Origin of the sequence: Aeromonas sp. 600886 (assembly GCF_049174935.1) — a bacterium.
Taxonomy (GTDB): Bacteria; Pseudomonadota; Gammaproteobacteria; order Enterobacterales; family Aeromonadaceae; genus Aeromonas; species Aeromonas veronii_A.
In genome coordinates, this window is record NZ_JAAKUB010000037.1 from 1 (window position 1) to 22,044 (window position 22,044).

The following is a 22,044-nucleotide window of genomic DNA, read 5'->3' on the forward strand; positions in this document are numbered from 1 at the left end:
TTCGTTTCACACCTTGTCCCATCGGGTTCTCCATGTATTGGGGGGAAAGGTGTAAACCATATTCAGGACGGGACAGTAGAAACAAAAGAGGGATGGCTCGGCGCCATCCCTCTTTATTTTATCTTCATCTTTCAGCTGGTTGCAGCCTGATTACTCACCCTGCAGGGTCACCAACACCTTGCGGGCACCGCCATCGATGCGATGCTCGCCAAGCCAGATCCCCTGCCAGGTGCCGAGCGCCAACTGACCATCGCGAACTGGCAGTTGCAGGCTCACCCCGAGCAGGGAGGATTTGATATGGGCGGGCATGTCATCCGGCCCCTCACAGGTGTGGCGATAGTAGGGGGCATCCTCCGGCGCCAGCCGGTGCAGATGGGCCTCCATATCGCTGCGCACACTCGGATCGCAATTCTCGTTGAGGGTGAGCGAGGCGGAGGTGTGTTGCAGCAGCAGGTGCGCCATGCCAATCCGGTAATCCGCCAGCATCGGCAGCTTGGCCACCAGCTCGTCCGTCACCAGATGAAAGCCCCGCGAACGGGGCTTAAGAGTCAGCAGGCACTGCTGCCACATCAGACGTACTCCATAAAGACGCGGGAGGTGAGTTTGGTGATGAGCTCGTAGGGGATGGTGCCAATCTCGTCGGCCACCCGCTCTACCGGCAGCCCCTCGCCCCATAGCACCGCCTCGTCACCGGCCTTGTCGGTTGCGCCCGGCCCCAGATCGACCGTGCTCATATCCATGGAGACACGCCCCACCAGCGGCACGATGCGGCCGTTGATCAGCACGGAAGTGCCATTGGGCGCCATGCGCGGATAACCGTCACCGTAGCCGATGGCGATCACGCCAAGGCGAGTATCGCGATCTGACACCCAGTTGGCGCCATAGCCCACCGGCTCGCCCGCCTTGTGATCCCGCACCGCAATCAGCTGGGTCTTCAAGGTCATCACCGGCTGCAGGTCGTAATCGGCCGCCACCGTGTTGGGGAAGGGCGACACGCCATAGAGGATGACGCCGGGGCGCACCCAGTCGCAGTGGGAGTCCGGCCAGGCCAGAATGCCCGCCGAGTTGGCCATGGCACGCTCGCCCGCCAGCGGTGCCGTGAGACGGCTGAAGAGGTCAATCTGCTCGCGGGTAGTGGGCTGCTCCAGCTCATCGGATCGGCTGAAGTGAGTCATGATGTTGAACGGCTGCACCACGTTCTTGCACTTGCCGAGTCGTTCGATAAAGGCGGGCATCTCGTCGGCACGCACCCCGAGGCGGTGCATGCCGGTGTCGAGCTTGAGCCAGGCCACCACGGGCGCTGGCAGCTCGACCTGCTCCAGCGCTTCGAGCTGCTCCCAGGTGTGAACCGCCGTCTGCAGGTTGTTGGCCGCCAGCACCGGCAGATCATCGGCGGAGAAGAAGCCCTCCAGCAGCACGATGGGCTTGACCACGGCGCAGGAGCGCAGCATCAGCGCCTCTTCGATACGGGCCACCGCGTAGGCATCCGCATCCACCAGGGTGCGGGCGACCGGCAGCAGTCCGTGGCCATAGGCGTTGGCCTTGACCACAGCGATGATCTTGCAAGCGGGAGCGTGGCGCTTGACCACGGCGAGGTTATGGCGCAAGGCCGCAGTATTGATTTGGGCAGTAGCCGCTTTCATGGTTTTCCCTTACGAGGGCACAAATGGTCTCCCCCTCATCGGGCCGAAGACCGCCACTCACTTATCGTCGTCGAAGGCCGGACCGGCATAATTGTCGAACCGGGAAAACAGGCCCTGAGCAGCAGCCAATGACTGGCTATCGATCAGGGCAGTCGTGGTAATGACGAAACCGCCATCACCTTGGGTTTACATCAATAATCGTCATCAAACGCCGGACCGGCGTAGTTGTCGAACCGGGAGAACTGACCCTGGAAAGTGAGACGCACCCGGCCGATGGGACCGTTACGCTGCTTACCGATAATGATCTCGGCAATCCCCTTGTCAGGGCTGTCATCGTGATAAACCTCGTCACGATAGATAAACATGATCAAATCCGCATCCTGCTCGATGGAGCCCGATTCACGAAGATCCGAGTTGACCGGGCGCTTGTCGGCCCGCTGTTCCAGACTTCGGTTGAGCTGGGAGAGCGCCACCACAGGGCACTGCAGCTCTTTCGCCAAGGCCTTGAGGGAGCGGGATATCTCGCCGATCTCCAAGGTACGGTTGTCAGAGAGCGCCGGCACCCGCATCAGCTGCAGGTAGTCCACCATGATCATCGAGAGGCCACCGTGCTCGCGTGCCACCCGACGGGCACGGGAGCGCACATCGGTCGGAGTGAGGCCGGAGGCGTCATCGATATACATCTTGCCCTTCTCCAGCAGCAATCCCATGGTGGAGGAGAGGCGCGCCCAATCCTCGTCGTCGAGCTGACCGGTACGCACCTTGGTCTGATCGATGCGACCGACCGAGGCGAGCATACGCATGATGATCTGCTCGGAGGGCATCTCCAGCGAGAAGATAAGCACCGGCTTGTCGGCAGTGAGGGCCGCATGCTCACAGAGGTTCATGGCAAAGGTGGTCTTGCCCATGGAGGGACGGGCCGCCACGATGATCAAGTCCGAACGCTGCAAACCGGCGGTCATCTTGTCGAGATCGTTGTAACCGCTCGATACCCCGGTCACCCCGTTGTGGGGGGTCTTGAACAGCTCTTCAATCTTGTCGACGGTCTGCTCGAGGATGAGCTTCAGGGGCTGGGGCCCCTCGTTGGCGCTGGTGCGCTGCTCGGCAATCTTGAATACCTTGCTCTCGGCAAGATCCAGCAGATCGCCGGAGGTACGGCCCTGTGGCTCGTAGCCTGCTTCGACTATCTCGTTGGCGACCGAGATCATCTCCCGCACCACCGCCCGCTCGCGCACGATTTCGGCGTAGGCGTTGATGTTGGCGGCACTCGGGGTGTTCTTGGCGATCTCCACCAGATAGGCGAAACCGCCCGCCTCTTCCAGCTGTTCGGAGCGTTCCAGCTCCTCCTGCAGGGTGATGAGGTCGATGGGGTTGCCCGCGTTGGAGAGGCGGGTCATGGCCTGGAAGATCAACCGGTGCGGACGGCTGTAGAAATCCTGATCGATCACCCGTTCGGCAACCCGATCCCAGGCATCGTTATCCAGCATCAGGCCGCCCAGTACGGACTGTTCGGCCTCAAAAGAGTGGGGAGGAACTTTCAGCTGTTGTGTCTTGGCGTCTTTTTTCGCCGTCACTTGCTCTGCCATACACATAAAAACCGCAGCGGGAAGGGGACGGGAATTTTACAAAAGAAAGCCAACTACGGCGAGCCCTATCTGGCGGCTCATACCATCATAAAGGGCCAAACCAGAGTCTGCTCTACCTTGACCATTTTGATTTTGCTTCGCATTTTGCGCTCCTTGCGACTCAATCTTCTGCTTTTCATCCGGTTTACTCCTCTTGTTTGACGCCGCATCGCGGCAACCTCGTTCATGAATAATTCATGCCAGAGGTGATATTGATGAATACAAGCTGCGACACAATTAGGGACAGGCAGCCTGCCATGCGCCTTGCTGAGCTTGCCAAAGCGGAGCATGCCCCACCCACAGACGAGAGTGAAAAGAGTCAAAATGAAAAAGATGCTGACCCTGTTTGCCGTGATCCTGGCCATTGGCCTGGGGGCACCTCACGCCGAAGCCAAGAAATTTGGCGGCGGCAAATCCTTTGGTAAAAGTTACAAAACTGCGCCGGCCCAGCCTGCGGCCAAACCGGTCGACAACAAGAACCCGACACTGAATGCCCAGACTCCGCCGAAAAAGAGCGGCATGATGGGCGGCCTGCTGGGCGGCCTGCTGGCTGGCGGCCTGTTTGCCTACCTGCTGGGCAGCGGTGCCTTTGAAGGTCTGCAAGGAATGGACTTCCTGCTGATCGCCCTGCTGGCGCTGGGTGCCGTGTTCCTGATCCGTACCCTGCGCAAGGGCAAGGTCGCGACGCCACAACCACAACAGGCGGCCTATGCGGGCTATCAGCCACCGCAATCCACGGCCCCGCAACAGTTTGAGCAGAGCAACAGCGCACCGCAAGCCACCGGCTTTGCCGACAGCGACGTGCCGTTCCGCCTGCCGCCGGGCTTTGACATGAACAGCTTCCTGGCCGGTGCCCGCGATCACTATCGCACCCTGCAAGAGGCGTGGAACAAGAACGATCTGGAAAAAGTGCGCGAGTACGTCAGCCCCGAGCTGTTTGAGCAGCTCAAAGCCGAGCGCGCCGAACTGACTGGCGACCAGCACACAGAAGTGATGTACGTCGATACCCAGCTGGTACGTGCTGACTATGGCAGCGACTGGGCCCAGGTGAGCGTACGCTTCAGCGGCCGCTACATGGACCGTCAGGAGCAGGTCGAAGAAGACATCAAAGAGGTGTGGCACCTCGAGCGCGATCTGGCCAAGAACAATGCCCCCTGGCATATCGTCGGTATCGAGCAGCTGTAAGGTTCAGATTGTCACTACTCAAGAGGCGGCCAACGGGCCGCCTCTTTTCATTTCATCCCCTCACATGACCTCCTACAGGCGATGGCTATCGTCATTGATAATTGAAGAGTTGTGACCAATCCCCAGATGACATGTCACCACGCACATAACGACAAAGGGCAGCCACCGGCTGCCCTTTGGGATCACATCTGGGGATATGCGCCCCGCATACGAATCAGTTACACCCTTCGGTAGATGCTGAGTTCAGATAGCTCACCTCATTACCTGGCTGATAATCGGCCACGTTGATGGTCTTCTTGATCTCGATGTACTCCTTCAGCACGGCAGCATCTACCAAACCGGCGTTGATGGTATCGATCTTCGGATAGCCGTCACCACCGGAGGCGCTGAAGCTCGGGATCGCGAAGCTGTAAGTTGCTGCCGGATCAAACGCCTTGCCACCGATACTGGTGATATTGACGCTCTTGGCCTGGCAATCCACCGCCATGTTGATACCGCCAAACTGGGCATAACCACCGGTATTGCGGGTCTTGCTTGCCACCTGGCCCAGATAGGTCGCCAGATCGCTTCCCTTCATGACAGCCTTGTTGACCGTGTTGCCAAACGGGTGTACCAGCAGCACGCTGCGGTAGGTGATATCACCGGCCGGGATGCTGTCACGGACGCCGCCAGAGTTGACGATACCAAAGTCGACACCCAGCTTGCTGCTGGTCGCCGTGGTGATGAGGCGACCCAGGTTGGTCTGCTTGTTGCGAACCGAGTTGCGATCACCAACCAGCAAGCCATCTGCCGAGCCAATGACGACATTCAGCTCTTGCTGACCTTTCTCCTGATAACCCAGCAGGGTGTTATACAGCTCGGGATCCTTGGTGATCTCGTCCTGTACGAACTGCATCTTGGCCGGGTCCTTGGTTACGGCGCCGTTGGCATCGATCGCCTCGCCCTTGGCGTTGCGCTTGATCAGGTTGACCGGGATCAGGTCATAGCTGGTCAGGGTCAACTTGCCATTCTGGTACTCAAACTGGGCACGGCCCACATACTTGCCCCACTCGTGGGCCTGCATGATCCAGGTGCCGTTCTGCTGATCCGGCTGGCAGTTATCACCCGGTTTGAAATTGGCGTACTTGTTGGTGGTACCCGGTTCCATACAGACCGGATTCTGTGAGTGGCCACCAATGATGGCATCCAGAGTCCCTGCCGGCAGTGCACGAGCCATCTCTACATCGCCCGGCGCATTGCTGCCGTGCTGGCCATTCTCGTAATGGCCCATGTGAGTGATGGCGAAGACCAGATTGGCCTCCTTGTTGCTGCGGATCTGCTGGCCCAGTTTGGCCGCCTCGCTGGTCGGATCGCGGAACTCCAGGGTCTGCACGTTGTTGGGATCAACCAGCTGCGCGGTATCCTCGGTGGTCAGGCCCAGTACTGCAACCTTGAGACCGCTCTCCAGCTTGAACACCTTGTAGGGGTCAAAGTAGTGTTTGCCGCTCGCCTTGTCATAGATGTTGGCCGAAAGCATGGGGAACTGGGCCCACTTGCGCTGCTTCTCCAGCACGCTGAGGGGGTTGTCGAATTCATGGTTGCCCACCGCCATGGCATCGTAGCGAATGTTGTTCATCGCCATGAAGTCAGGCTCGGCATCCTGCAGATCGGACTCCGGCACGCCGGTATTCACATCACCACCAGAGAGAACCAGTACGTCACTGCCAGCAGCCTTGGCATCGGCACGAAGCTGCTCGACCAGAGTCTTCTGGGCAGCCATACCGTACTCATTTTCAGCGTTGTGCCAGAAACGGCCGTGGGTATCGTTGGTGTGCAGGATGGTCAGTTTGCAGACATTTTCGGTGCAGGGTGCAACGGTGTCATTGCTCGAGGTATTACAGCCAGTCAGTGCAGCAAGCACGGCCAAGGCCACGCCGCCTTTGATAAAGTTATTATTCATTTCCATATCACCTTGATTGTTTTGTTATTTATCAACCCTGTCCAGCGGGTCGGGCGCCAATATAACAAACAACAGATGACCGTTTTTCATCGATGACTCACAAATTCTGCTAATTGTGATCTTCGGCCCAACATCCAGCTTCCTGCTGATTTATCAGTTTTTTTGTTGAGCAGTCACTCACTTGCTCCCCTCCCGCACCAAGGAGGCGCCACCCGGACGCGCCTTTATGGCATACTCCCCAGCCAGCCATGCCCGAGGAGATGATTTGATGGCCAAGTACGACAAGATTTCCCCCGAGACCCAGCAGGAGGCGATGAAAATTGCCCGAGCCAACCAGAAGCCGGGGCAGACCAAAGAGCAGACCCAGCTTATCGCGCAAGGGATCCAGAAAGGCATCGATGAATACAAGAAGCAGATGAAGGCGCGAGCCCGCGAAGCGAGCCGCCAGAAAAAATTGCAGGCCAAAGCCAGGCAGCCACAGGGCGCGCCACAACTCGAAGAACAAGACGATCAACTTGAAGTGGTTGAAGTAAGGCATCAGCATCCCCTGCCCTGGATCTTGCTGGTGCTGAGCTGGCTGGGATTTGCGGCAGCCTGGTTCTGGTTGCACTAAGACGCGCTAGCAAACCTTTATACGGGATCCTCTTCACAGCCCGGGCCCGAGCTGCTGGTGATTACCTGCGAAGAGTGATTAAATCCCGCGCCTCTTGCACCGGACAACCGGTTTTTTAACGATCAGTTTTCAGGAAAGATGTTATGAACCCCGCTCCGCTCTATCTGCTGGCCCCTTTTGTTCTGTTCCTTGTGACCATGCTGCTCTATCGCATTTCGCCGCTGCGGGCGGTCGCCGCCGGCGGGGTACGCTGGTTTATCCTCCCCGCCTTCACCCTGTTTATTTTGCTGATCATCATCAATGGTGCCGCCGATCCCGCCCTGCGCGATCCGGCATTCCACTGGTTGATGCCGGGGCTTGGCTTTGCCCTGAGCCTGTTTCCGGCCCTGCCCAAGACGCTGGTGCCACGGCTCGCCATCAAAGAGGGGGCCTTTGCCGCCCTCGGTCTGATGCTGATGAGCCTGGCTATGGTCTACTGAGCAACTGGCCACAGCCGTTAGCATGACTCAAGGGGCGCTCTGTGACGGGCGCCCCTTGTACAAACAATGGCCTGCAGGCATCTTGGTGACAGGATAACCAGCAAGGAGGCCAAATGGACAATCCGCCCGATTTCATGGCGCTGTGGGATTATCAGGATCCCGCCGCCAGTGTCCTTCGTTTTCACACCCTTCTTCCCGAAGCGCGCGCCGCCGCCGACCAGCAACTCGAACTGGAGTTGCTGACCCAAATTGCCCGTACCCACTCGCTGCAGCGCCAGTTTGCCGAAGCCCATCAGCTGCTCGACGAGATAGAGCCCCGCCTCACAGATACAACCCCCAGAGCGCGGATCAGGGCCCTGCTGGAACGAGGCCGCACCTTTAACTCGGCGGGCGACAAAGCCAGCGCCAAACCGCTGTTTGAACAAGCCTGGCAATGGGGGCTCAAGGAGAAAGAAACCTATCTCGCCATCGACGCCGCTCACATGATCGCCATCGCCGCACCACTGGAAGAGCAGAGCCGCTGGCATCAACTGGCGATGGAGCTGGCGGAACGCAGCAGTGACGAGAAGGTGCGTGGCTGGCTGGCCCCCCTTTACAACAATCAGGGCTGGACCCTGTTCGAACTGGGCCGCTTTGATGAGGCGAAAATCCAGCAACAGAAGTGCCTGGCTTGGCATCTGCAGCATAACCAGCCGGCCAAGGCGTTTATTGCTCGCTGGAGTCTGGCTCGCCTGACCCGGGCCCAGGGTCAGCACCAGCAGGCACTGGCAGAGCTGCACCAGCTCAAGGCCGATATGGCCGAGGCTGGCGAACCTGAGGATGGTTATCTGTTCGAGGAGCTGGGGGAGAATGCCTTGGTGCTGGACGATCCGCTGGCCGCGGAATATTTCTCCCGCGCCTGGTTTCTGCTGTCGCAAGACCGCTGGTTCAGCGCCAATGAGGGGGAGCGACTGGCCCGCCTCAAGCGCCTCGCCAAACTCTGATCCCCAAAATAGCAAGGGCGGCACGCTAGCCGCCCTTTCTGCTGGCAAGATGGTTCAGGCCCGGTTGGACTCTTCCCACCCCTGCTTTTTACGGTAAATGGTGGAGGGGCTGATCTCGAGCAGGGCCGCCGCCTTGGGAATATTGCCGTCACAGCTGGCGATGGCCTGTTCGATCACCTCTTTCTCCACCAGCCAGAGCGGACGAATTGGCCCGTTGGCCACGCCGTTGGCTGCCGGAGCCGATGCCACCGCTGCCGCAATCGCAGTCGGTAGCTGGGGACGAACCCCATTGAGCGGTGGCGGCAGAATATCCGGGCTCACCAGCTCCTTGTCATTGAGCACCACGATATTGCGCACCACGTTCTGCAGCTCGCGTACGTTGCCAGGCCAGGGGTAGTCGAGTAGCACTCGCGCCGCCTCAACGTCAAAATCCTTGAAGCGTTTGTTCTCCTCCTTGGCGTAGCTCTGCAGCAGGGTACGCGCCAACAGCAGGATATCCTCGCCCCGCTCCCGCAGCGGCGGCAGGGTGAGGGGAATGACGTGGAGCCGATAGTAGAGATCCTCGCGAAAACGGCCCGCTTTTACCTCGACCAGCGGATCACGGTTGGTGGCGCAGATAAAGCGCACATCCACCGTCTCGAGCTTGCCGCTGCCGACCCGCTGCACTGTGCCGGTCTGGATGAAGCGCAGCAGCTTGCTCTGCAGATCCAGGTCCATCTCGCAGATCTCGTCGAGAAACAGGGTTCCGCCATCGGCCAGACTGGCCGCCCCCTTGCGATCCCCCTGGGCGCCAGTAAAAGAGCCCTTCACATGACCGAAGATCTCGCTCTCCATCAAATCATGGGGAATGGCGGCGCAGTTGAGGGCAATAAAGGGCTGTTCGCTGCGGGGACTGCACTGGTGAATCGCCTCGGCACACACCTCTTTGCCGGTGCCGCTCTCGCCAGTGATAAAGACGGTCGCCTTGCTGGGCGCCGCACTTTCGATGATGCGATAGACCGCCTGCATCGACATGGAGGCACCGATAAAACCGAAGAAGGAGCTACGCTCGAAATTCTCCCGATAGTGGGCAACCAGCGAGCTCAACTGCTGGTGTTTCAAGGCATTGCGAACGGTGGCGCAGAGTCGCTTGCTGTCAAACGGCTTGGTCAGAAAATCGAAGGCACCGAGGCGCATCGCCTCCACCGCCACATCCACCGAACCATGGGCGGTGATCACCACCACAGAGCAGGGCAACTGCTGTTCGGTGATCATTTGCAGAATATCCATACCGGACATATCCGGCAGCTCCAGATCCAGCAGCACCACGGGAGGAGGACTTGCCAGCAAGTGCGCCAACGCCTGCTGACCACAGTCGGCCAGCACCACCTCGTACCCCTCCTGGCGCAGGTACTGTTCATAGACCACCGCCAGACTACGGGTATCTTCCACCAGCAGGACACGCGATTTATTTTCAGCCACTGGACTCATCCTTGTATTTGATTCTGCGATCTATTTTGCCTTATTTTCGCGCGCAAACCCAACGCCAAGACAGCTCTGTTATCCCGCGATTGCAGGGAATACACAAGTAAAAACGGCTCCTTAAGGAGCCGTTTTTCACTACAAGAAAAGATTACTTCTTGGCATCGTCTGCAGTCGGCTTCTCGATAGCCAGCAGCTCAACGTCAAACACCAGCACGGCGTTCGCCGGGATGGAGCCTGCACCGTGCTCGCCATAGGCCAGCTTGGACGGCAGGAAGAACTTGAACTTGGAGCCAACCGGCATCAGCTGAACACCTTCAGTCCAACCCGGGATAACCTGGTTGAGCGGGAAGGTAGCCGGCTCGCCGCGATCGACGGAGCTGTCGAACTTGGTGCCGTCAGTCAGGGTACCGGTGTAGTGAACCTTGACGATATCGGTAGATTTCGGCTTGGCGCCAGTGCCCATCTTCTCGACCACGTACTGCAGGCCGGATTCAGTGCTCTTCACACCCTCTTTCTTGGCGTTGGCAGCCAGGAACTCTTCGCCCTTCTTCAGATTCTCAACGGCGTCTTTCTCGGCCTTGGCCTTGGTCAGCTCGTTGATCTTGGCGTCGTAATCCTGCAGTACCTTCTGGATCTCTTCATCAGTCATCTTGGCTTCTTTGCCCAGACCGTCTGTCACCCCTTTCAGGATCACGGCGTTGTCCAGTTTGATGCCCAGTTCCTGCTGACGCTCCAGGGTATTGGCGATGTAACGACCCATGGAGAGGCCAATTGCGTAGCCAGATTGCTCTTCAAAGCTCTTGGCTTCGGCCTTGGTCGCCTCTGCCGGCTTGCTGGCTTCTGCCTTCACTTCGGCGGTATTGGCCGCAGCAGGCTTCTCGTCTTTTTGGCAAGCAGTCAGACCGACGGCAACGGCCGCCGCCAACAGGGACACCTTCAGAAATTTGTTCATCAGTTTCTCCAAACTCCAAATACCGCTCTCGGTTCCATCGTGAAATGAGAGGTTTATCGTGATAAGCGCCTTATACTAACGCCGTGATCGCAGGTAACAAAAGCGTGAGACCGCAAAAATGATAAAAAGTGCCATTTATCTGGTGAGCCTCTGTTTAATGCTCACCGGTTGCGAGCAGAGCTCCCAACCCAACCAGCAAATGACCCTCGCCAGCACGGGTCTGCTGACCGCAGATCTCTCCAGTGATGGCAAGCAGGCCATCGTCTCCAGCATCAGCCAGGGCATCATCGTCTGGGATCTGGAACAGAACCGTCAACGCTGGCGCTGGAAGCAATCCGACTCGGCGGAAGATCTGGTATTCATTACCCGCTTTTCCGAAGGCAACAGCCATGCCGTCACCGCCACCCCAGACACCTTTGCTACCTGGCGGCTGAGCGACGGGCAATCACAAGGCTACTACTCACTTCCTGAATCCAGGCTGAGGGACATCGCGCTCTCTGCCGACGGTCGTTATGTGCTGATCGGGCGGGAAGATGGCAAGGCCGAGTGGCTCGACACCCGAAGCGGCCGTCGCCTGCAGTTTCTGGGGCACACCGAACAGGTCAATACGGTGGATCTCTCCGCCAACGGTCGCTACGCCCTGACCGGTGGCAACGACTACAGCGCTTATCTGTGGGATACCCGTAGCGGGCAGGTGATCTGGCGCTTCAACCATGGTGGCCGGGTGATCATGGCCAGACTGGAGCCGAGCGGCCGCTACGCCTTCACCGCCGACAGCAGCCGGGCCAGCATCTGGGACCTGAAAACCGGCAAGGAGGTGAGTCAGCTGCAATATGATCACCGCTTCGAGGTCTACACCAGCGCCCGCTTTGCCAACGATGGCAAGTGGCTCATCACCGGCGCCCCTTCCCGTCAGCTCTCCCTGTGGCAAGTGAGCGATGGTGCCCTGCTGCAGAGCTGGCGCGTCTCGCCGCAACCCAAGGTGAAACCGCCCAGCGCAGTGGTCTACGGCGTCGCTTTGCGCGACAATAGCCACCTTGTCAGTGCCAGCTCCAGTGGTCTGGCCGAAATCTGGACAATCAAGTAAGGACCCGAAGGCCCATGAGTCAGCAACTTAACGATCGCATCGAAACCCTGGAAACCCGTCTCGCCTATGCGGAATACACCATAGAGCAGCTCAACGACGAGGTAACCACCCAGGGCCGTGAACTCGATCGACTCAAATACCAGATCCAGCTGCTGATCGACAAACTGCAAAGCGTACAACCCAGCCAGATTGCCAGCATGGCCGAAGAGACCCCGCCGCCGCACTACTGATCCGGCACTATCTCTGGTCAGGCAACATGGCTTGGCACAGCTGTCAGCCAATAAAAAACCCGCGATAATCGCGGGTTTTTTATCATCGGCGTGGCCGTGATCAGTGGTGATGGCCCTTGCCACCACAACCGCCGCCACCGCAGCAGCCGCCGTGACCATGGTCATCACCGTGGTCGTGGCCATGATCGTGACCGTGGCCGTGGCCAGCACCGCCGCAGCAACCGCCCTGGCCGTGATCCTCATCATGGTCGTGACCATGACCGCCACAGCAGCCGCCGTGATCGTGGTCATGACCGTGATCGTGACCGCAACCACCGGCACCGTGAACGTGGCCGTGGGCCAGCTCTTCGGCAGTGGCGGCACGCACGTCCTTGATCTCGACCTTGAAGCCCAGGGTTACGCCAGCCAGCGGATGGTTGCCATCCACTTTGACGAACTCTTCGGACACTTCAACCACGGTCACCGGGCGGTGGCCATCGTCGGTTTCAGCCACAAAAGTATCCCCTTCGGAGACTTCCATGCCGTCGAACAGCTCGCCCGGTACTTCTTGTACCAGTGTCTCGTCATATTCGCCGTAGGCCTGGCTCGGTGCCAGAGTCACTTCGAAGGCTTCACCTACCGCGCGACCTTCCAGCTCGGCTTCCAGGCCAGAGACCAGGTAACGGGTGCCGTGCAGATAGACCAGCGGCTCTTTGCCGACAGTGCTGTCGATGACTTCACCGTGCTCGTCGGTGACTGTGTATTCCAGCGTAACCACGCTCAGAGGAGCTACTTTCATGTCAGGATCCTGCGGATAGAAAAAAACGGGCTCAGAATACCCTAAAAAGCGGGCCGCGCATATGCCGTGCGGCGCCACTGAGTGACGAAAAAAACGGCAACTGCGTCAGCGAGGAGACCCGCATTCCACCCACCGTTCCCTTATCAGGGGCGAAACACCCCGATCACCTCTTCCGCCTCGCGAGTCTGCTTGTCGACCTCGGCAGGCGTTTGTACCTGGGTATCGCCACAGGCGACGCAGGTCACCTTCTCGACTCCATGCTCCAGATACAGCATCATGTTGTCCAACTTGCCGCACGCCGGGCAGACTGCACCGGCAATGAAGCGCTTTTTACGTCTGGTTTCCATATTTGTTACCTCCAGGCAGCATCATATCAGGGTTTTTACATGCATCACGCCATCGAATATCACCATTTTTCCTGCCAGGGCCTGCACGCCGGCAATCGCAAACGAACTCCGGTCGGGCAGCTGTTGCGGATCACCCGGGGCGCCGCGCTGCTGAGACTGGGCCAACATGAGCTATTGCTGCCGGCAGGCAGCAGCTTCTGGCTCTGCGCCGATGCCCTCGCTGCCTTCAGCCCCCTCAGCGGTTGCGAGTACGATCAGCTGAGCGTCTCTTTGCGCGTGGCTCAGCCGCAGCAGGCTGGCTGGCTGCAGGCCACGCCTCTGCTCGATGCCCTGCTCGACTCGCTTGCCCGGTGGCAACGTCCAAAAGAGTGGCAAGGGGCCTACGGTCAGCGACTGCAGGTGATCCTGGATGAGCTGCAACAGTGCGCCATCAGCCAGCAGGGTTACGGTAAGCTACAAGCCTGTTGGCAAGCGCTGGCCAATGGCCAGCCGGAGTCTCTGCAACTGTGGGCACAACAAGCCGATGTGCCGGTGGAAGGGAGTGAATTGCAACAACAGTGGCAACTGCTGCAGGCGCTCAGATTGCTCAAGGGCGGCAGCAAACCCGCGCAGGTGGCCAGCAAGCTGGGTTATGCCGATGAGGCCGCATTACAAGCGACCTGCCAGCTGTGGGGTGTTGGCGAAGATGGAGCTCAATAACCGGACACAGGTATGAATGCGCCAACTAAATTGGCTGAACGAGTCCAGTTTTTTGCCAGATGGTCGTTAACAAGGAAGGGCCATCCCCCCCGTAATCCTTTATGCTAAAGGCCTGAAGTGACTGCCAACCTTTCGACCAACAGGACATCTGCCATGACGAGCAAAGCCAATCAATCCCAGGGCATGTTGCTGTTTCACCTTTCAGCCCAGCAATCCTTTGCCATAGGCACCCTCAAGGTAAAGGAGATAGTCCCTTACACCCAGCTGACCGCCATGCCGCACTCGCATCCGACCGTGCTGGGGGCCGCCAATATGCGCGGCGCCACCATTCCGGTGATCGACATGGCGATGGCGGTGGGTTATCGCCCCATCAGCAAGGAGGAGATGCCCCACTGCTTTATCATCATCACCGATTGCCGCCGCACCCTGGTGGGCTTTCTGGTGCGAGGCATCGACAAGATCACCGAGTGCAACTGGCGCGATATCGAGTCACCTCCCGCCGCCCTCGGCCACAATGTGTTTGTGACTGGTGTCACCCGGGTCAATGACCAGCTGATCCAGCTGCTGGATGTGGAGCTGATCCTCTCCCGGGTCTATCCGGACGATCCGAGCCACCTCTATCCGGTGCTGACCGATGTGCAGCGGGAGCGGATCAAGCCGATGCGGATCCTGCTGGTTGATGACTCCTCGGTCGCCCGTCGCCAGCTGATGGCAGCCCTCGATTACATCAATATCCCTTATGAGGTCTGTACCAATGGCAAGGACGCACTGACCCTGATGCAACAACGTGCCAGCCAGCAGACCCCCATCGATATTCTGGTGAGCGATATCGAGATGCCTGGGCTCGATGGCTACGAGCTGGCCTTCGAGGTACAGAGCGACAGCAAACTGGCGGGGGCCTACATCATCCTGCACACCTCCCTCTCCAGCGAGATCAGTGTGGAGCGGGCCCATCAGGTGGGCGCCCATGAGGCGCTGACCAAGTTCGAGGCCAACGAGCTGATCCAGGCCATGTTGCGCGGTGCCGAACATCACGATCGCCTGCTGAAATAAGCCAATGACTGGCGGGAGCTGAACACCTCTCGCCCCTCTATCTTCGACCCAGACCGACGACGCCATGCTGACCGAAAGCCACTTCCACGCCCCCTGGTGGGCCCGCAATCCTCATCTGCAGACCATATTGCCCAAATGGCTGCGCCGGACTCCGGCCCGATTTGTGGCCGAGCGCTTCGAACTGACTGACGGGGATTTTGTCGATCTCGCCTGGAGCGGCGAGATCACGACAGATTCGCGACCACTGGTGGTGGTCTTTCACGGGCTGGAGGGGAGCATTCACTCCCACTATGCCAAGGGATTATTCACCCATCTGCAGCAAGAGGGCAGAGAGGCCGTGCTGATGCACTTTCGTGGCTGCAGCGGCGAGCCCAATCGCCACCTGCATGCCTATCACTCCGGCGCCATCGGTGATGCGCAGGAGCTGATTGCCGAGCTGAGCCAACGCTTCCCGGGCAAACCGCTGATCGCCATCGGCTTTTCACTGGGTGGCAATATGCTGGTCAACTTGCTGGCACGGGCCTGTCCTGCGGCATTGAAAGCGGCAGTGGTAGTCTCAGCCCCGCTGCAACTGGCCAGCTGTGCCGAACGGGTCAATCAGGGTTTCTCAAAGGTCTATCAGAACTATCTGCTGCGTACCATGCGCCGCAATTTGCTCAGCAAGATCAGCCAACAGCAGAAAGCGAGTGAACGCTGGCAGCCCCGGCAAGTGGAGCAGATTGCCACCCTGCGCGATTTTGACGAACTGGTCACCGCTCCGCTGCACGGCTTTCACAGTGCCAGCCACTACTACCAGAGCTGCTCGGGACTACCGCTGCTGGCTCAAATCCCCATCCCGACCCTTATCCTGCACGCCGCCGACGATCCCTTTATGTCACACGCGGTCATTCCCCGGCCGGATCAACTCTCGCCCACGGTGCGCTATGAGCTGAGCCAGCGCGGCGGCCATGTCGGTTTTCTGCACGGCACCCCCTGGCGGCCAAAGTTCTGGTTGGATGAGCGGATCAGTCACTGGATTGCCGAACAGACTCAGGGTGCGGTGCAGAACTGATTGCGCCCCCCAGCCTTGGCCATGTAGAGGGCCTGGTCGGCCCGCGCCAGTAGCTGCTCACCACTCTCCCCGCCTTCCAGTGTCGCGATCCCCTGACTGATGGTCACCCGACTGGCAACATCGGATGCCAGATGCTCAAGCTGCAATTCGGCCAGCCCATCCTGCAGCCGCCGCGCTACCGCAGCGGCGCTCTGCCTGTCGGCATCGGGCAGTAGCAACACAAACTCCTCGCCGCCATAACGGGCGGCCAGATCCGCCTCACTGCGCACCGAACGCATCATCAACTGCGCCACCTCCCGCAGGCAGACATCCCCCGCCTGATGGCCATAGTGATCGTTAAAGCGTTTGAAGTAGTCCACATCGATGAGGATAAGGGCAAGCGGGGCGCCGCTCGACTGACTATGGGCTTTGCAGCGTTCGAGCTCCTGACTGAAGTGGCGCCGATTGGCAAGACCAGTCAGTGGATCCTGCTTGGCCAGTGCATCGAGGCGCCGCAACAGGGCCAGATTGTCATGCTCACGCATCACGGCCAATTCAAACCAGCGATGCAGCATCCGGCGACCAACCTCCAGCGCCATTATGGTACATACCACCTCAAGCAGATAAAGCTGCGGAAAATCCACCTCCAGCCACCACAAACGCGCAACGCCAAATAGCAACGGTACACTGAGATAGGCATACAACACGCGTCGGTCGGGATAAAACGCGATCAGCGCAGCCAGTAAATTGAGGCGCATGATCCCGTTGGCATAACTTGCCCCTCCTCGCAGCTCAACTTCACCAATGGTGAAGATATGCAGCGTCCAGACGCCCCCCCAGACCAGCATTACGACCAATGCGCACCATAGCCAGACTCGATCCTGCAGATGATTGCAGAGCAGGGCTGCAACCGGCAGCAGCAGCAGCACGACCATGACAAAGCCCAGCTCACTCTGAAAGCGCCATGGCAGAGTACCGTCACTGGCCAGGCCTGCCTGGCTGTAGACCTGGTAGCGTATCGCCAGAAACAGCACAACCAGCCAGTTCAGCAACCAGAACCAGACCATGCCGCGACTGATGGCCTGGCGACGAGCAAGATCCATGTGAGCCGATATCGTTGAGGGGGCCCGGCGTTGCTCTTCAGACAACATGTCTCACACTCCACGAAACGCGTAAAAAGAGGTTGCACTCATTTTATTGCGCACAACAATAGCTGACGGTTATACCCTTTTGCATCGAGATCCCTTCATGATAATCCCCTGGCAAGCGTTGGATGCCGATACCCTGACCAACCTGATCGAACAGTTTGTGCTGCAAGAAGGCACCGAATATGGCGAACATGATGTTTCGCTTGAAGCCAAAGTCGCTATGGTAAGGACTCAATTACAGCAAGGCATCGCCGTGATCGTCTATAGCGAGTTGCATGAATCGGTCAATATTGTGCCACGCGATCGTTTCAACGAGCCGTCTTGACCATCTCGGGTTCACGCCCGTATAACGAAACTCCCAAGGAAGAGAGCATTCTATGTCGGCCAAGCATCCCATTATCGCCGTCACCGGGTCGTCCGGTGCCGGTACCTCTACCTCCACCATCGCCTTTCGATCCATGTTCCACCAATTGGGTTATCAGGCAGCCGTGGTGGAAGGTGACAGTTTTCACCGCTACACCCGCCCCGAGATGGATGTGGCAATCCGCAAGGCGCGTGAACAAGGACGCCACATCAGCTATTTTGGCCCCGAGGCCAATGACTTCGGCTTGCTGGAGAGCTTTTTTCAGGGCTATGGCCAGGATGGCACCGGCCAGTATCGCCGCTATCTGCACAGCTTTGACGAGGCGGTCCCCTTCAACCAGATGCCCGGCACCTTCACCCCCTGGCAGCATCTGCCGAGCGACACTGACCTGCTGTTTTATGAAGGGCTGCACGGTGGTGTGGTCACTGAGGATCACAACGTAGCCCGCCACGTGGACTTTCTCATCGGCGTGGTGCCCATCGTCAACCTGGAGTGGATCCAGAAGCTGATCCGCGATACCTCGGAGCGCGGCCACTCCCGTGAGGCCGTAACCGACTCCATAGTCCGCTCCATGGATGATTACATCAACTTCATCACCCCGCAGTTCTCGCGCACCCATATCAACTTCCAACGGGTGCCGACAGTGGACACCTCCAATCCCTTCAGTGCCAAGGTGATCCCGAGTCTGGACGAGAGTATGCTGGTGATCCGGTTTCGCGGCATAAAACAGGTCGATTTTCCCTATCTGTTGTCGATGATCGACGGCTCATTCATGTCACGAATGAATACCATCGTCGTGCCGGGTGGCAAGATGGGGTTTGCCATGGAGTTGATCCTTAAGCCACTCATCCAGCAACTACTTGAAACCGGCAAGATCACTTAAGCCAAGGAGTTCACAATGCGGTTAGCGTTTATCTCTGTGGTATTGGCCGCCCTGCTTGGCGGCTGCAGCAGCGGGCCGACGGCCCCCACGCTGGAGTCCGGCACCATGCTGGTTCGTCCGATTGGCAACTGGACCTATGGCGCAACCCCGCGCTACGCCCTGGCCGAGCAGTATCAATTCGCCGGTGAGCTGGCGGAAGGGTGGCTGGAGCCGATGCAGCAGGCGGTGAGCCGGGAGCTCAATGGCAAGGGGTGGCAGAGTGCGCCGCTCGACGAGGCGGATCTGTGGGTCGCCATAGGCGTCGCGGGCGGCAAGGATATGAGCGATGGCGAGATTTTCGCCCGCCTCGGCATGACGCCCGGGGTCTATGCCTCGGCCAACCAGCGCAAAGGCTCGCTGGCCATAGTGCTGCTCGATCGCAAAACCCAGAAAGCAGTCTGGAGCAGCATCATCCAGCTGACCAGCGATGTAAGCATTGCTGATAGCCAACGTCAGGCGCTCAGCCAGCAGCTCGCTGCCGAACTGCTTCATAGCGTCCCGACCAATTAACAGTTAATGCTGGCTTATTGAAAAGGGATGGATAGAAAAACGGCTTGCCTCCCGGCAAGCCGTTTTTTGTGGTCTCACAGTTTTGTCCCAGTCTGGTCTTGGCCAGACTGGGACACGAAGCTGCACGCCTTCAGATATCTGTGGACACTTATTTGAGCGTACAGGTCAGCAGCGTAACCCCTTTCTGGGTGAGGAGCGCCTGTTTCTCCTGATTCCAGAAGGTGGTCAGGCCGTCAGAATATTTGGCGCCAGACTCTGACTCCACACGCGCCAGTTTGTGGTAAACCCCGGCATAGGGGAACTGCACCATGTCAGCCTGGGCATCATAGGTAATGGCCAGCATCTCTTCGCCACACTGGTATTGGCTGTATTGATACTGGGTAGGTTGCGGGCTGCTGCACGCCGCCAGACCCAACAGGGGAAGCAGAGCGATCAATTTTTTCATTGCACTTTCCTTATGTGATGGCCTTATGTAATGGCCTTGTGCAGAGGCCTCATGTGACGGCCTTATGCCAGGGTACCAACGAAACAATCGTCAGTTATCAAGCTTCAACAATTTGATAACTATGGGTAATTTGTACCGCTTTTTCCAACATCAGGGAAACAGAACAGTATTTTTCCATCGACAGATCGACCGCTCTGGCCACCTGTTTCTCTGCCAATCCCTTGCCTGTCACCACGAAGTGCAGATTAATCTTCTCGAAAACCCGGGGCACGCTATCAACCCGTTCGCCACTGACCTCGACATGACAAGCGGTCACCGACTGGCGCGCTTTTTCTAGGATGGAGACCACATCAATAGAGCTGCAGCCACCGACCGCCAGCAGGATCATCTCCATCGGGCTGGCCCCCTCACCGGGGTTGGCTCCATCCAGGATCACCTTGTGACCGGATTCACTCTCACCCACAAACTTCATCCCTTCCACCCAGCTGACCTTGGCTTTCATCTCGCACTCTCTCCTGTTAATCGTGATGATGGATCCCTAGCATAACCCAGTCGCTTATCTCTGCCGAACAGGGGGAGTTGGGATGGAAATAGATCAAAATCAACATCTCCGACCTCTATCTTCCCTAGAATGGCCGAAGCAGCGCAGCAGGCATTACCCAAAGGGCTCTTGCAAAAGGGCGCAAAGCCTTGTCAGCACAGACAAAGGCTCTTATCCTACTGCGACTAATACAAGGAATGGCAAGATTGGCAGCTTGCCCGGACGCACAAGTCCATAAAAAGACACTACAGAGGAATTCTCATGGTTATTGGCAAACCGCAAAGCGATCCCACCCTGGAATGGTTCTTGTCGCACTGCCACATTCATAAGTATCCCGCGAAGAGCACCCTGATCCATGCGGGTGAAAAAGCGGAGACCCTCTACTACATCGTCAAGGGCACTGTGGCCGTCTTGATCAAGGACGATGAGGGCAAAGAGATGATCCTCTCCTATCTGAACCAGGGTGACTTCCTGGGCGAGATGGGGATGTTCGAGGAGAACGAGAATCCCGAGCGTTCCGCCTGGGTTCGCGCCAAAGGCTCTTGCGAAGTGGCAGAGATCTCTTACAAGAAGTTCCGCCAGCTGATCCAGGTCAACCCGGACATTCTGATGCGTCTCTCTGGCCAGATGGCCAAGCGCCTGCAGCACACCAGCCAGAAAGTGGGTAACCTCGCCTTCCTGGATGTGACCGGCCGGATCGCCCAGACTCTGCTCAACCTGGCCAAGCAGCCAGATGCCATGACCCACCCGGATGGCATGCAGATCAAGATAACCCGTCAGGAGATCGGCCAGATCGTCGGCTGTTCCCGTGAAACCGTGGGCCGCATCCTCAAGATGCTGGAAGAGCAGGAGCTCATCTCCGCTCACGGCAAGACCATTGTGGTATTTGGTACTCGCTGATGCCCCATCAACAGGCCTAACTGAGGCCTTGGGATAAAAAAGGCTGCTACGGCAGCCTTTTTCGATCCTCTCCCCTATAATCCCGAACGCCCTTCACTGTTCCGGCATTCGCCCAGAGAGTTACTATGCATCTTCAATGTCCCCGCTGCCGCAGTCCGCTCCATCTTCATGAAGCCTCCCAGGGGCGCTATTGCGACAACAAGCATCACTTCGATCCGGCACCGGAAGGTTATCTGGACCTCATCCCCGGCAAGAAAAACCCCAAAGACAGCGACAGCCGCGCCCTGATGCGCGCCAAGCACCATTTCCTGGAAGCCGGCAACCAACTGCCGCTGGTCGAGGCCATGGCCGCCCTGCTCTCTCCCCTTGCCCCGCAAGAGCTGGTTCATCTGGGATGTGGTGAAGGCTACTACTGCCGCGCGCTGGCAGAGCGCCTGCCCGGCTGGCAGTTTGCTGGGGTTGATATCGCCAAGAACACCATTTTTGCCGCCAAAAAAGCGCAGCCGGACGGCCAGTTTGTCATTGCCGATCCCGCTCGCGCGCCGTTGCAACCGGGCTCTGCTCAGGTGCTGCTGGTCAACGATCTCAAGGTCAAGACCGAACAGCTGGTCAGCTGGCTGGCCCCCGGTGGCTATCTGCTCTATCTGCAGCCAGGCCCGCGTCATCAGTGGCAACTGCGGGTCAGCCTCAATCCGGTGAGTATGGAACACCCTTTAAGCTGGCCCTCGCTTGCCGGTCTCCGACTGGTAAGCCAGGAGCGCTGCCAGTCCCCTATCTCTATGGATCAGACCATGCGCGCCTTTATTCTGGAGACAAGCCGTCTCGGCTGGCGCGCCAACGGCGAACAGCGCCATGCCTTTATCCAGCAAGGCCCGGCACAGCTGGAACAGGATTTGCTGATGACACTGTGGCAAAAAGCAAGCTGACCGCCAGACAGGAGCACGGCAAGTGCTCCTGTCCCATTTTCCTCCCGCCACTCTTCTCCCCCTTCGTGATACGCCTCACAACTTGAGTCATCGACCTTATTGGTCAGGCCAGTTTTAATGTCAAAACAGCCAATAGAGAATAATTCATTGAATTTAATCTCTTTTTAACCTGTCAAAAAAC

The 22,044-nt window shown here is 58.4% G+C and carries 25 protein-coding genes; 14 read left to right on the plus strand and 11 right to left on the minus strand.

What is annotated here, in order from left to right; translation table 11 throughout:
* Positions 1 to 150: 150 nt before the first annotated feature.
* From G5179_RS19905 to dnaB, 3 genes are all read right to left on the minus strand, one after another.
* Positions 151 to 570, minus strand: a complete 420-nt coding sequence (locus tag G5179_RS19905) for a secondary thiamine-phosphate synthase enzyme YjbQ (protein ID WP_421258979.1) — start codon at positions 568 to 570, stop codon at positions 151 to 153.
* On the minus strand, positions 570 to 1,643 hold the full coding sequence (gene alr / locus G5179_RS19910; protein WP_100653019.1) for an alanine racemase: 1,074 nt from the start codon (positions 1,641 to 1,643) through the stop codon (positions 570 to 572). The genes G5179_RS19905 and alr overlap by 1 nt, the downstream gene beginning before the upstream one ends.
* A 191-nt stretch (positions 1,644 to 1,834) precedes the next feature.
* Positions 1,835 to 3,229, minus strand: a complete 1,395-nt coding sequence (gene dnaB / locus G5179_RS19915) for a replicative DNA helicase (protein WP_026035132.1) — start codon at positions 3,227 to 3,229, stop codon at positions 1,835 to 1,837.
* 363 nt (positions 3,230 to 3,592) lie between these two features.
* Between dnaB and G5179_RS19920 the strand changes: the two genes are divergently transcribed.
* Positions 3,593 to 4,453: a Tim44 domain-containing protein gene (locus tag G5179_RS19920; protein ID WP_110304330.1), complete on the plus strand. Its 861-nt coding sequence runs from the start codon at positions 3,593 to 3,595 to the stop codon at positions 4,451 to 4,453.
* 214 nt (positions 4,454 to 4,667) lie between these two features.
* Here the strand turns inward: G5179_RS19920 and ushA are convergent, their stop codons facing one another.
* The gene (ushA, locus tag G5179_RS19925) at positions 4,668 to 6,392 is read right to left on the minus strand and encodes a bifunctional UDP-sugar hydrolase/5'-nucleotidase UshA (protein WP_005335278.1); all 1,725 of its coding nucleotides are present in this window, start codon (positions 6,390 to 6,392) and stop codon (positions 4,668 to 4,670) included.
* Positions 6,393 to 6,660: 268 nt separating this feature from the next.
* Between ushA and G5179_RS19930 the strand changes: the two genes are divergently transcribed.
* The 3 genes from G5179_RS19930 to G5179_RS19940 all read left to right on the plus strand — a co-directional run bounded on the left by G5179_RS19930 (position 6,661) and on the right by G5179_RS19940 (position 8,467).
* Positions 6,661 to 7,005, plus strand: a complete 345-nt coding sequence (locus G5179_RS19930; protein WP_421258980.1) for a DUF2956 domain-containing protein — start codon at positions 6,661 to 6,663, stop codon at positions 7,003 to 7,005.
* A 143-nt stretch (positions 7,006 to 7,148) separates the two neighbouring features.
* A complete protein-coding gene (locus tag G5179_RS19935; RefSeq protein ID WP_421258981.1) occupies positions 7,149 to 7,484 on the plus strand; it encodes a hypothetical protein in 336 nt (111 codons plus the stop codon).
* A 113-nt stretch (positions 7,485 to 7,597) separates the two neighbouring features.
* Positions 7,598 to 8,467 carry a hypothetical protein gene (locus G5179_RS19940; RefSeq protein WP_421258982.1) on the plus strand — a complete coding sequence of 290 codons (870 nt, stop codon included), beginning with the start codon at positions 7,598 to 7,600 and terminating at the stop codon, positions 8,465 to 8,467.
* Positions 8,468 to 8,521: 54 nt separating this feature from the next.
* Here the strand turns inward: G5179_RS19940 and G5179_RS19945 are convergent, their stop codons facing one another.
* Positions 8,522 to 9,928, minus strand: a complete 1,407-nt coding sequence (locus tag G5179_RS19945) for a sigma-54-dependent transcriptional regulator (protein WP_421258983.1) — start codon at positions 9,926 to 9,928, stop codon at positions 8,522 to 8,524.
* A gap of 151 nt (positions 9,929 to 10,079) precedes the next feature.
* On the minus strand, positions 10,080 to 10,883 hold the full coding sequence (gene fkpA, locus G5179_RS19950) for an FKBP-type peptidyl-prolyl cis-trans isomerase (RefSeq protein ID WP_005335283.1): 804 nt from the start codon (positions 10,881 to 10,883) through the stop codon (positions 10,080 to 10,082).
* Between the two features lie 118 nt (positions 10,884 to 11,001).
* Between fkpA and G5179_RS19955 the strand changes: the two genes are divergently transcribed.
* Both G5179_RS19955 and G5179_RS19960 read left to right on the plus strand, forming a co-directional pair.
* On the plus strand, positions 11,002 to 11,970 hold the full coding sequence (locus G5179_RS19955) for a hypothetical protein (RefSeq protein WP_159162998.1): 969 nt from the start codon (positions 11,002 to 11,004) through the stop codon (positions 11,968 to 11,970).
* Positions 11,971 to 11,984: 14 nt separating this feature from the next.
* Positions 11,985 to 12,200 carry a SlyX family protein gene (locus tag G5179_RS19960; RefSeq protein ID WP_005335285.1) on the plus strand — a complete coding sequence of 72 codons (216 nt, stop codon included), beginning with the start codon at positions 11,985 to 11,987 and terminating at the stop codon, positions 12,198 to 12,200.
* A gap of 100 nt (positions 12,201 to 12,300) precedes the next feature.
* Here the strand turns inward: G5179_RS19960 and slyD are convergent, their stop codons facing one another.
* Both slyD and G5179_RS19970 read right to left on the minus strand, forming a co-directional pair.
* Positions 12,301 to 12,978: a peptidylprolyl isomerase gene (gene slyD, locus G5179_RS19965; protein ID WP_201992014.1), complete on the minus strand. Its 678-nt coding sequence runs from the start codon at positions 12,976 to 12,978 to the stop codon at positions 12,301 to 12,303.
* 143 nt (positions 12,979 to 13,121) lie between these two features.
* On the minus strand, positions 13,122 to 13,325 hold the full coding sequence (locus G5179_RS19970) for a YheV family putative zinc ribbon protein (RefSeq protein WP_005335287.1): 204 nt from the start codon (positions 13,323 to 13,325) through the stop codon (positions 13,122 to 13,124).
* Between the two features lie 39 nt (positions 13,326 to 13,364).
* Here G5179_RS19970 and G5179_RS19975 point away from each other — a divergent pair, with 39 nt between their 5' ends.
* The 3 genes from G5179_RS19975 (at position 13,365) to G5179_RS19985 (ending at position 16,128) form a co-directional block, all read left to right on the plus strand.
* Positions 13,365 to 14,024: a hypothetical protein gene (locus G5179_RS19975; RefSeq protein ID WP_421172145.1), complete on the plus strand. Its 660-nt coding sequence runs from the start codon at positions 13,365 to 13,367 to the stop codon at positions 14,022 to 14,024.
* A gap of 153 nt (positions 14,025 to 14,177) precedes the next feature.
* Positions 14,178 to 15,077: a chemotaxis protein gene (locus G5179_RS19980; protein ID WP_227342036.1), complete on the plus strand. Its 900-nt coding sequence runs from the start codon at positions 14,178 to 14,180 to the stop codon at positions 15,075 to 15,077.
* 64 nt (positions 15,078 to 15,141) lie between these two features.
* Positions 15,142 to 16,128 (plus strand): hydrolase, encoded by a 987-nt coding sequence (locus G5179_RS19985; protein WP_227342035.1) that lies wholly within the window; start codon positions 15,142 to 15,144, stop codon positions 16,126 to 16,128.
* On the opposite strand, the gene G5179_RS19990 is transcribed toward G5179_RS19985, so the two are convergent.
* Positions 16,107 to 17,210, minus strand: a complete 1,104-nt coding sequence (locus G5179_RS19990; RefSeq protein WP_227342034.1) for a GGDEF domain-containing protein — start codon at positions 17,208 to 17,210, stop codon at positions 16,107 to 16,109. The genes G5179_RS19985 and G5179_RS19990 overlap by 22 nt on opposite strands.
* Positions 17,211 to 17,355: 145 nt before the next feature.
* Here G5179_RS19990 and G5179_RS19995 point away from each other — a divergent pair, with 145 nt between their 5' ends.
* The 3 genes from G5179_RS19995 to G5179_RS20005 are packed head-to-tail and all read left to right on the plus strand — an operon-like array spanning position 17,356 to position 19,051.
* Positions 17,356 to 17,580 (plus strand): YheU family protein, encoded by a 225-nt coding sequence (locus G5179_RS19995; RefSeq protein WP_216952980.1) that lies wholly within the window; start codon positions 17,356 to 17,358, stop codon positions 17,578 to 17,580.
* Between the two features lie 52 nt (positions 17,581 to 17,632).
* The gene (locus tag G5179_RS20000) at positions 17,633 to 18,502 is read left to right on the plus strand and encodes a phosphoribulokinase (protein WP_157162054.1); all 870 of its coding nucleotides are present in this window, start codon (positions 17,633 to 17,635) and stop codon (positions 18,500 to 18,502) included.
* A 15-nt stretch (positions 18,503 to 18,517) separates the two neighbouring features.
* Positions 18,518 to 19,051, plus strand: coding sequence for a DUF4136 domain-containing protein (locus G5179_RS20005; RefSeq protein WP_216952979.1), 534 nt, complete (start codon positions 18,518 to 18,520; stop codon positions 19,049 to 19,051).
* A gap of 148 nt (positions 19,052 to 19,199) precedes the next feature.
* Here the strand turns inward: G5179_RS20005 and G5179_RS20010 are convergent, their stop codons facing one another.
* Both G5179_RS20010 and G5179_RS20015 read right to left on the minus strand, forming a co-directional pair.
* Positions 19,200 to 19,496, minus strand: a complete 297-nt coding sequence (locus G5179_RS20010) for an MliC family protein (protein WP_216952978.1) — start codon at positions 19,494 to 19,496, stop codon at positions 19,200 to 19,202.
* Between the two features lie 97 nt (positions 19,497 to 19,593).
* On the minus strand, positions 19,594 to 19,998 hold the full coding sequence (locus tag G5179_RS20015) for an OsmC family protein (protein WP_216952977.1): 405 nt from the start codon (positions 19,996 to 19,998) through the stop codon (positions 19,594 to 19,596).
* A 300-nt stretch (positions 19,999 to 20,298) separates the two neighbouring features.
* Here G5179_RS20015 and crp point away from each other — a divergent pair, with 300 nt between their 5' ends.
* A complete protein-coding gene (crp, locus tag G5179_RS20020) occupies positions 20,299 to 20,937 on the plus strand; it encodes a cAMP-activated global transcriptional regulator CRP (RefSeq protein WP_005335304.1) in 639 nt (212 codons plus the stop codon).
* 125 nt (positions 20,938 to 21,062) lie between these two features.
* The gene (locus G5179_RS20025) at positions 21,063 to 21,863 is read left to right on the plus strand and encodes a putative RNA methyltransferase (protein ID WP_421258984.1); all 801 of its coding nucleotides are present in this window, start codon (positions 21,063 to 21,065) and stop codon (positions 21,861 to 21,863) included.
* Positions 21,864 to 22,044 lie beyond the last annotated feature (181 nt).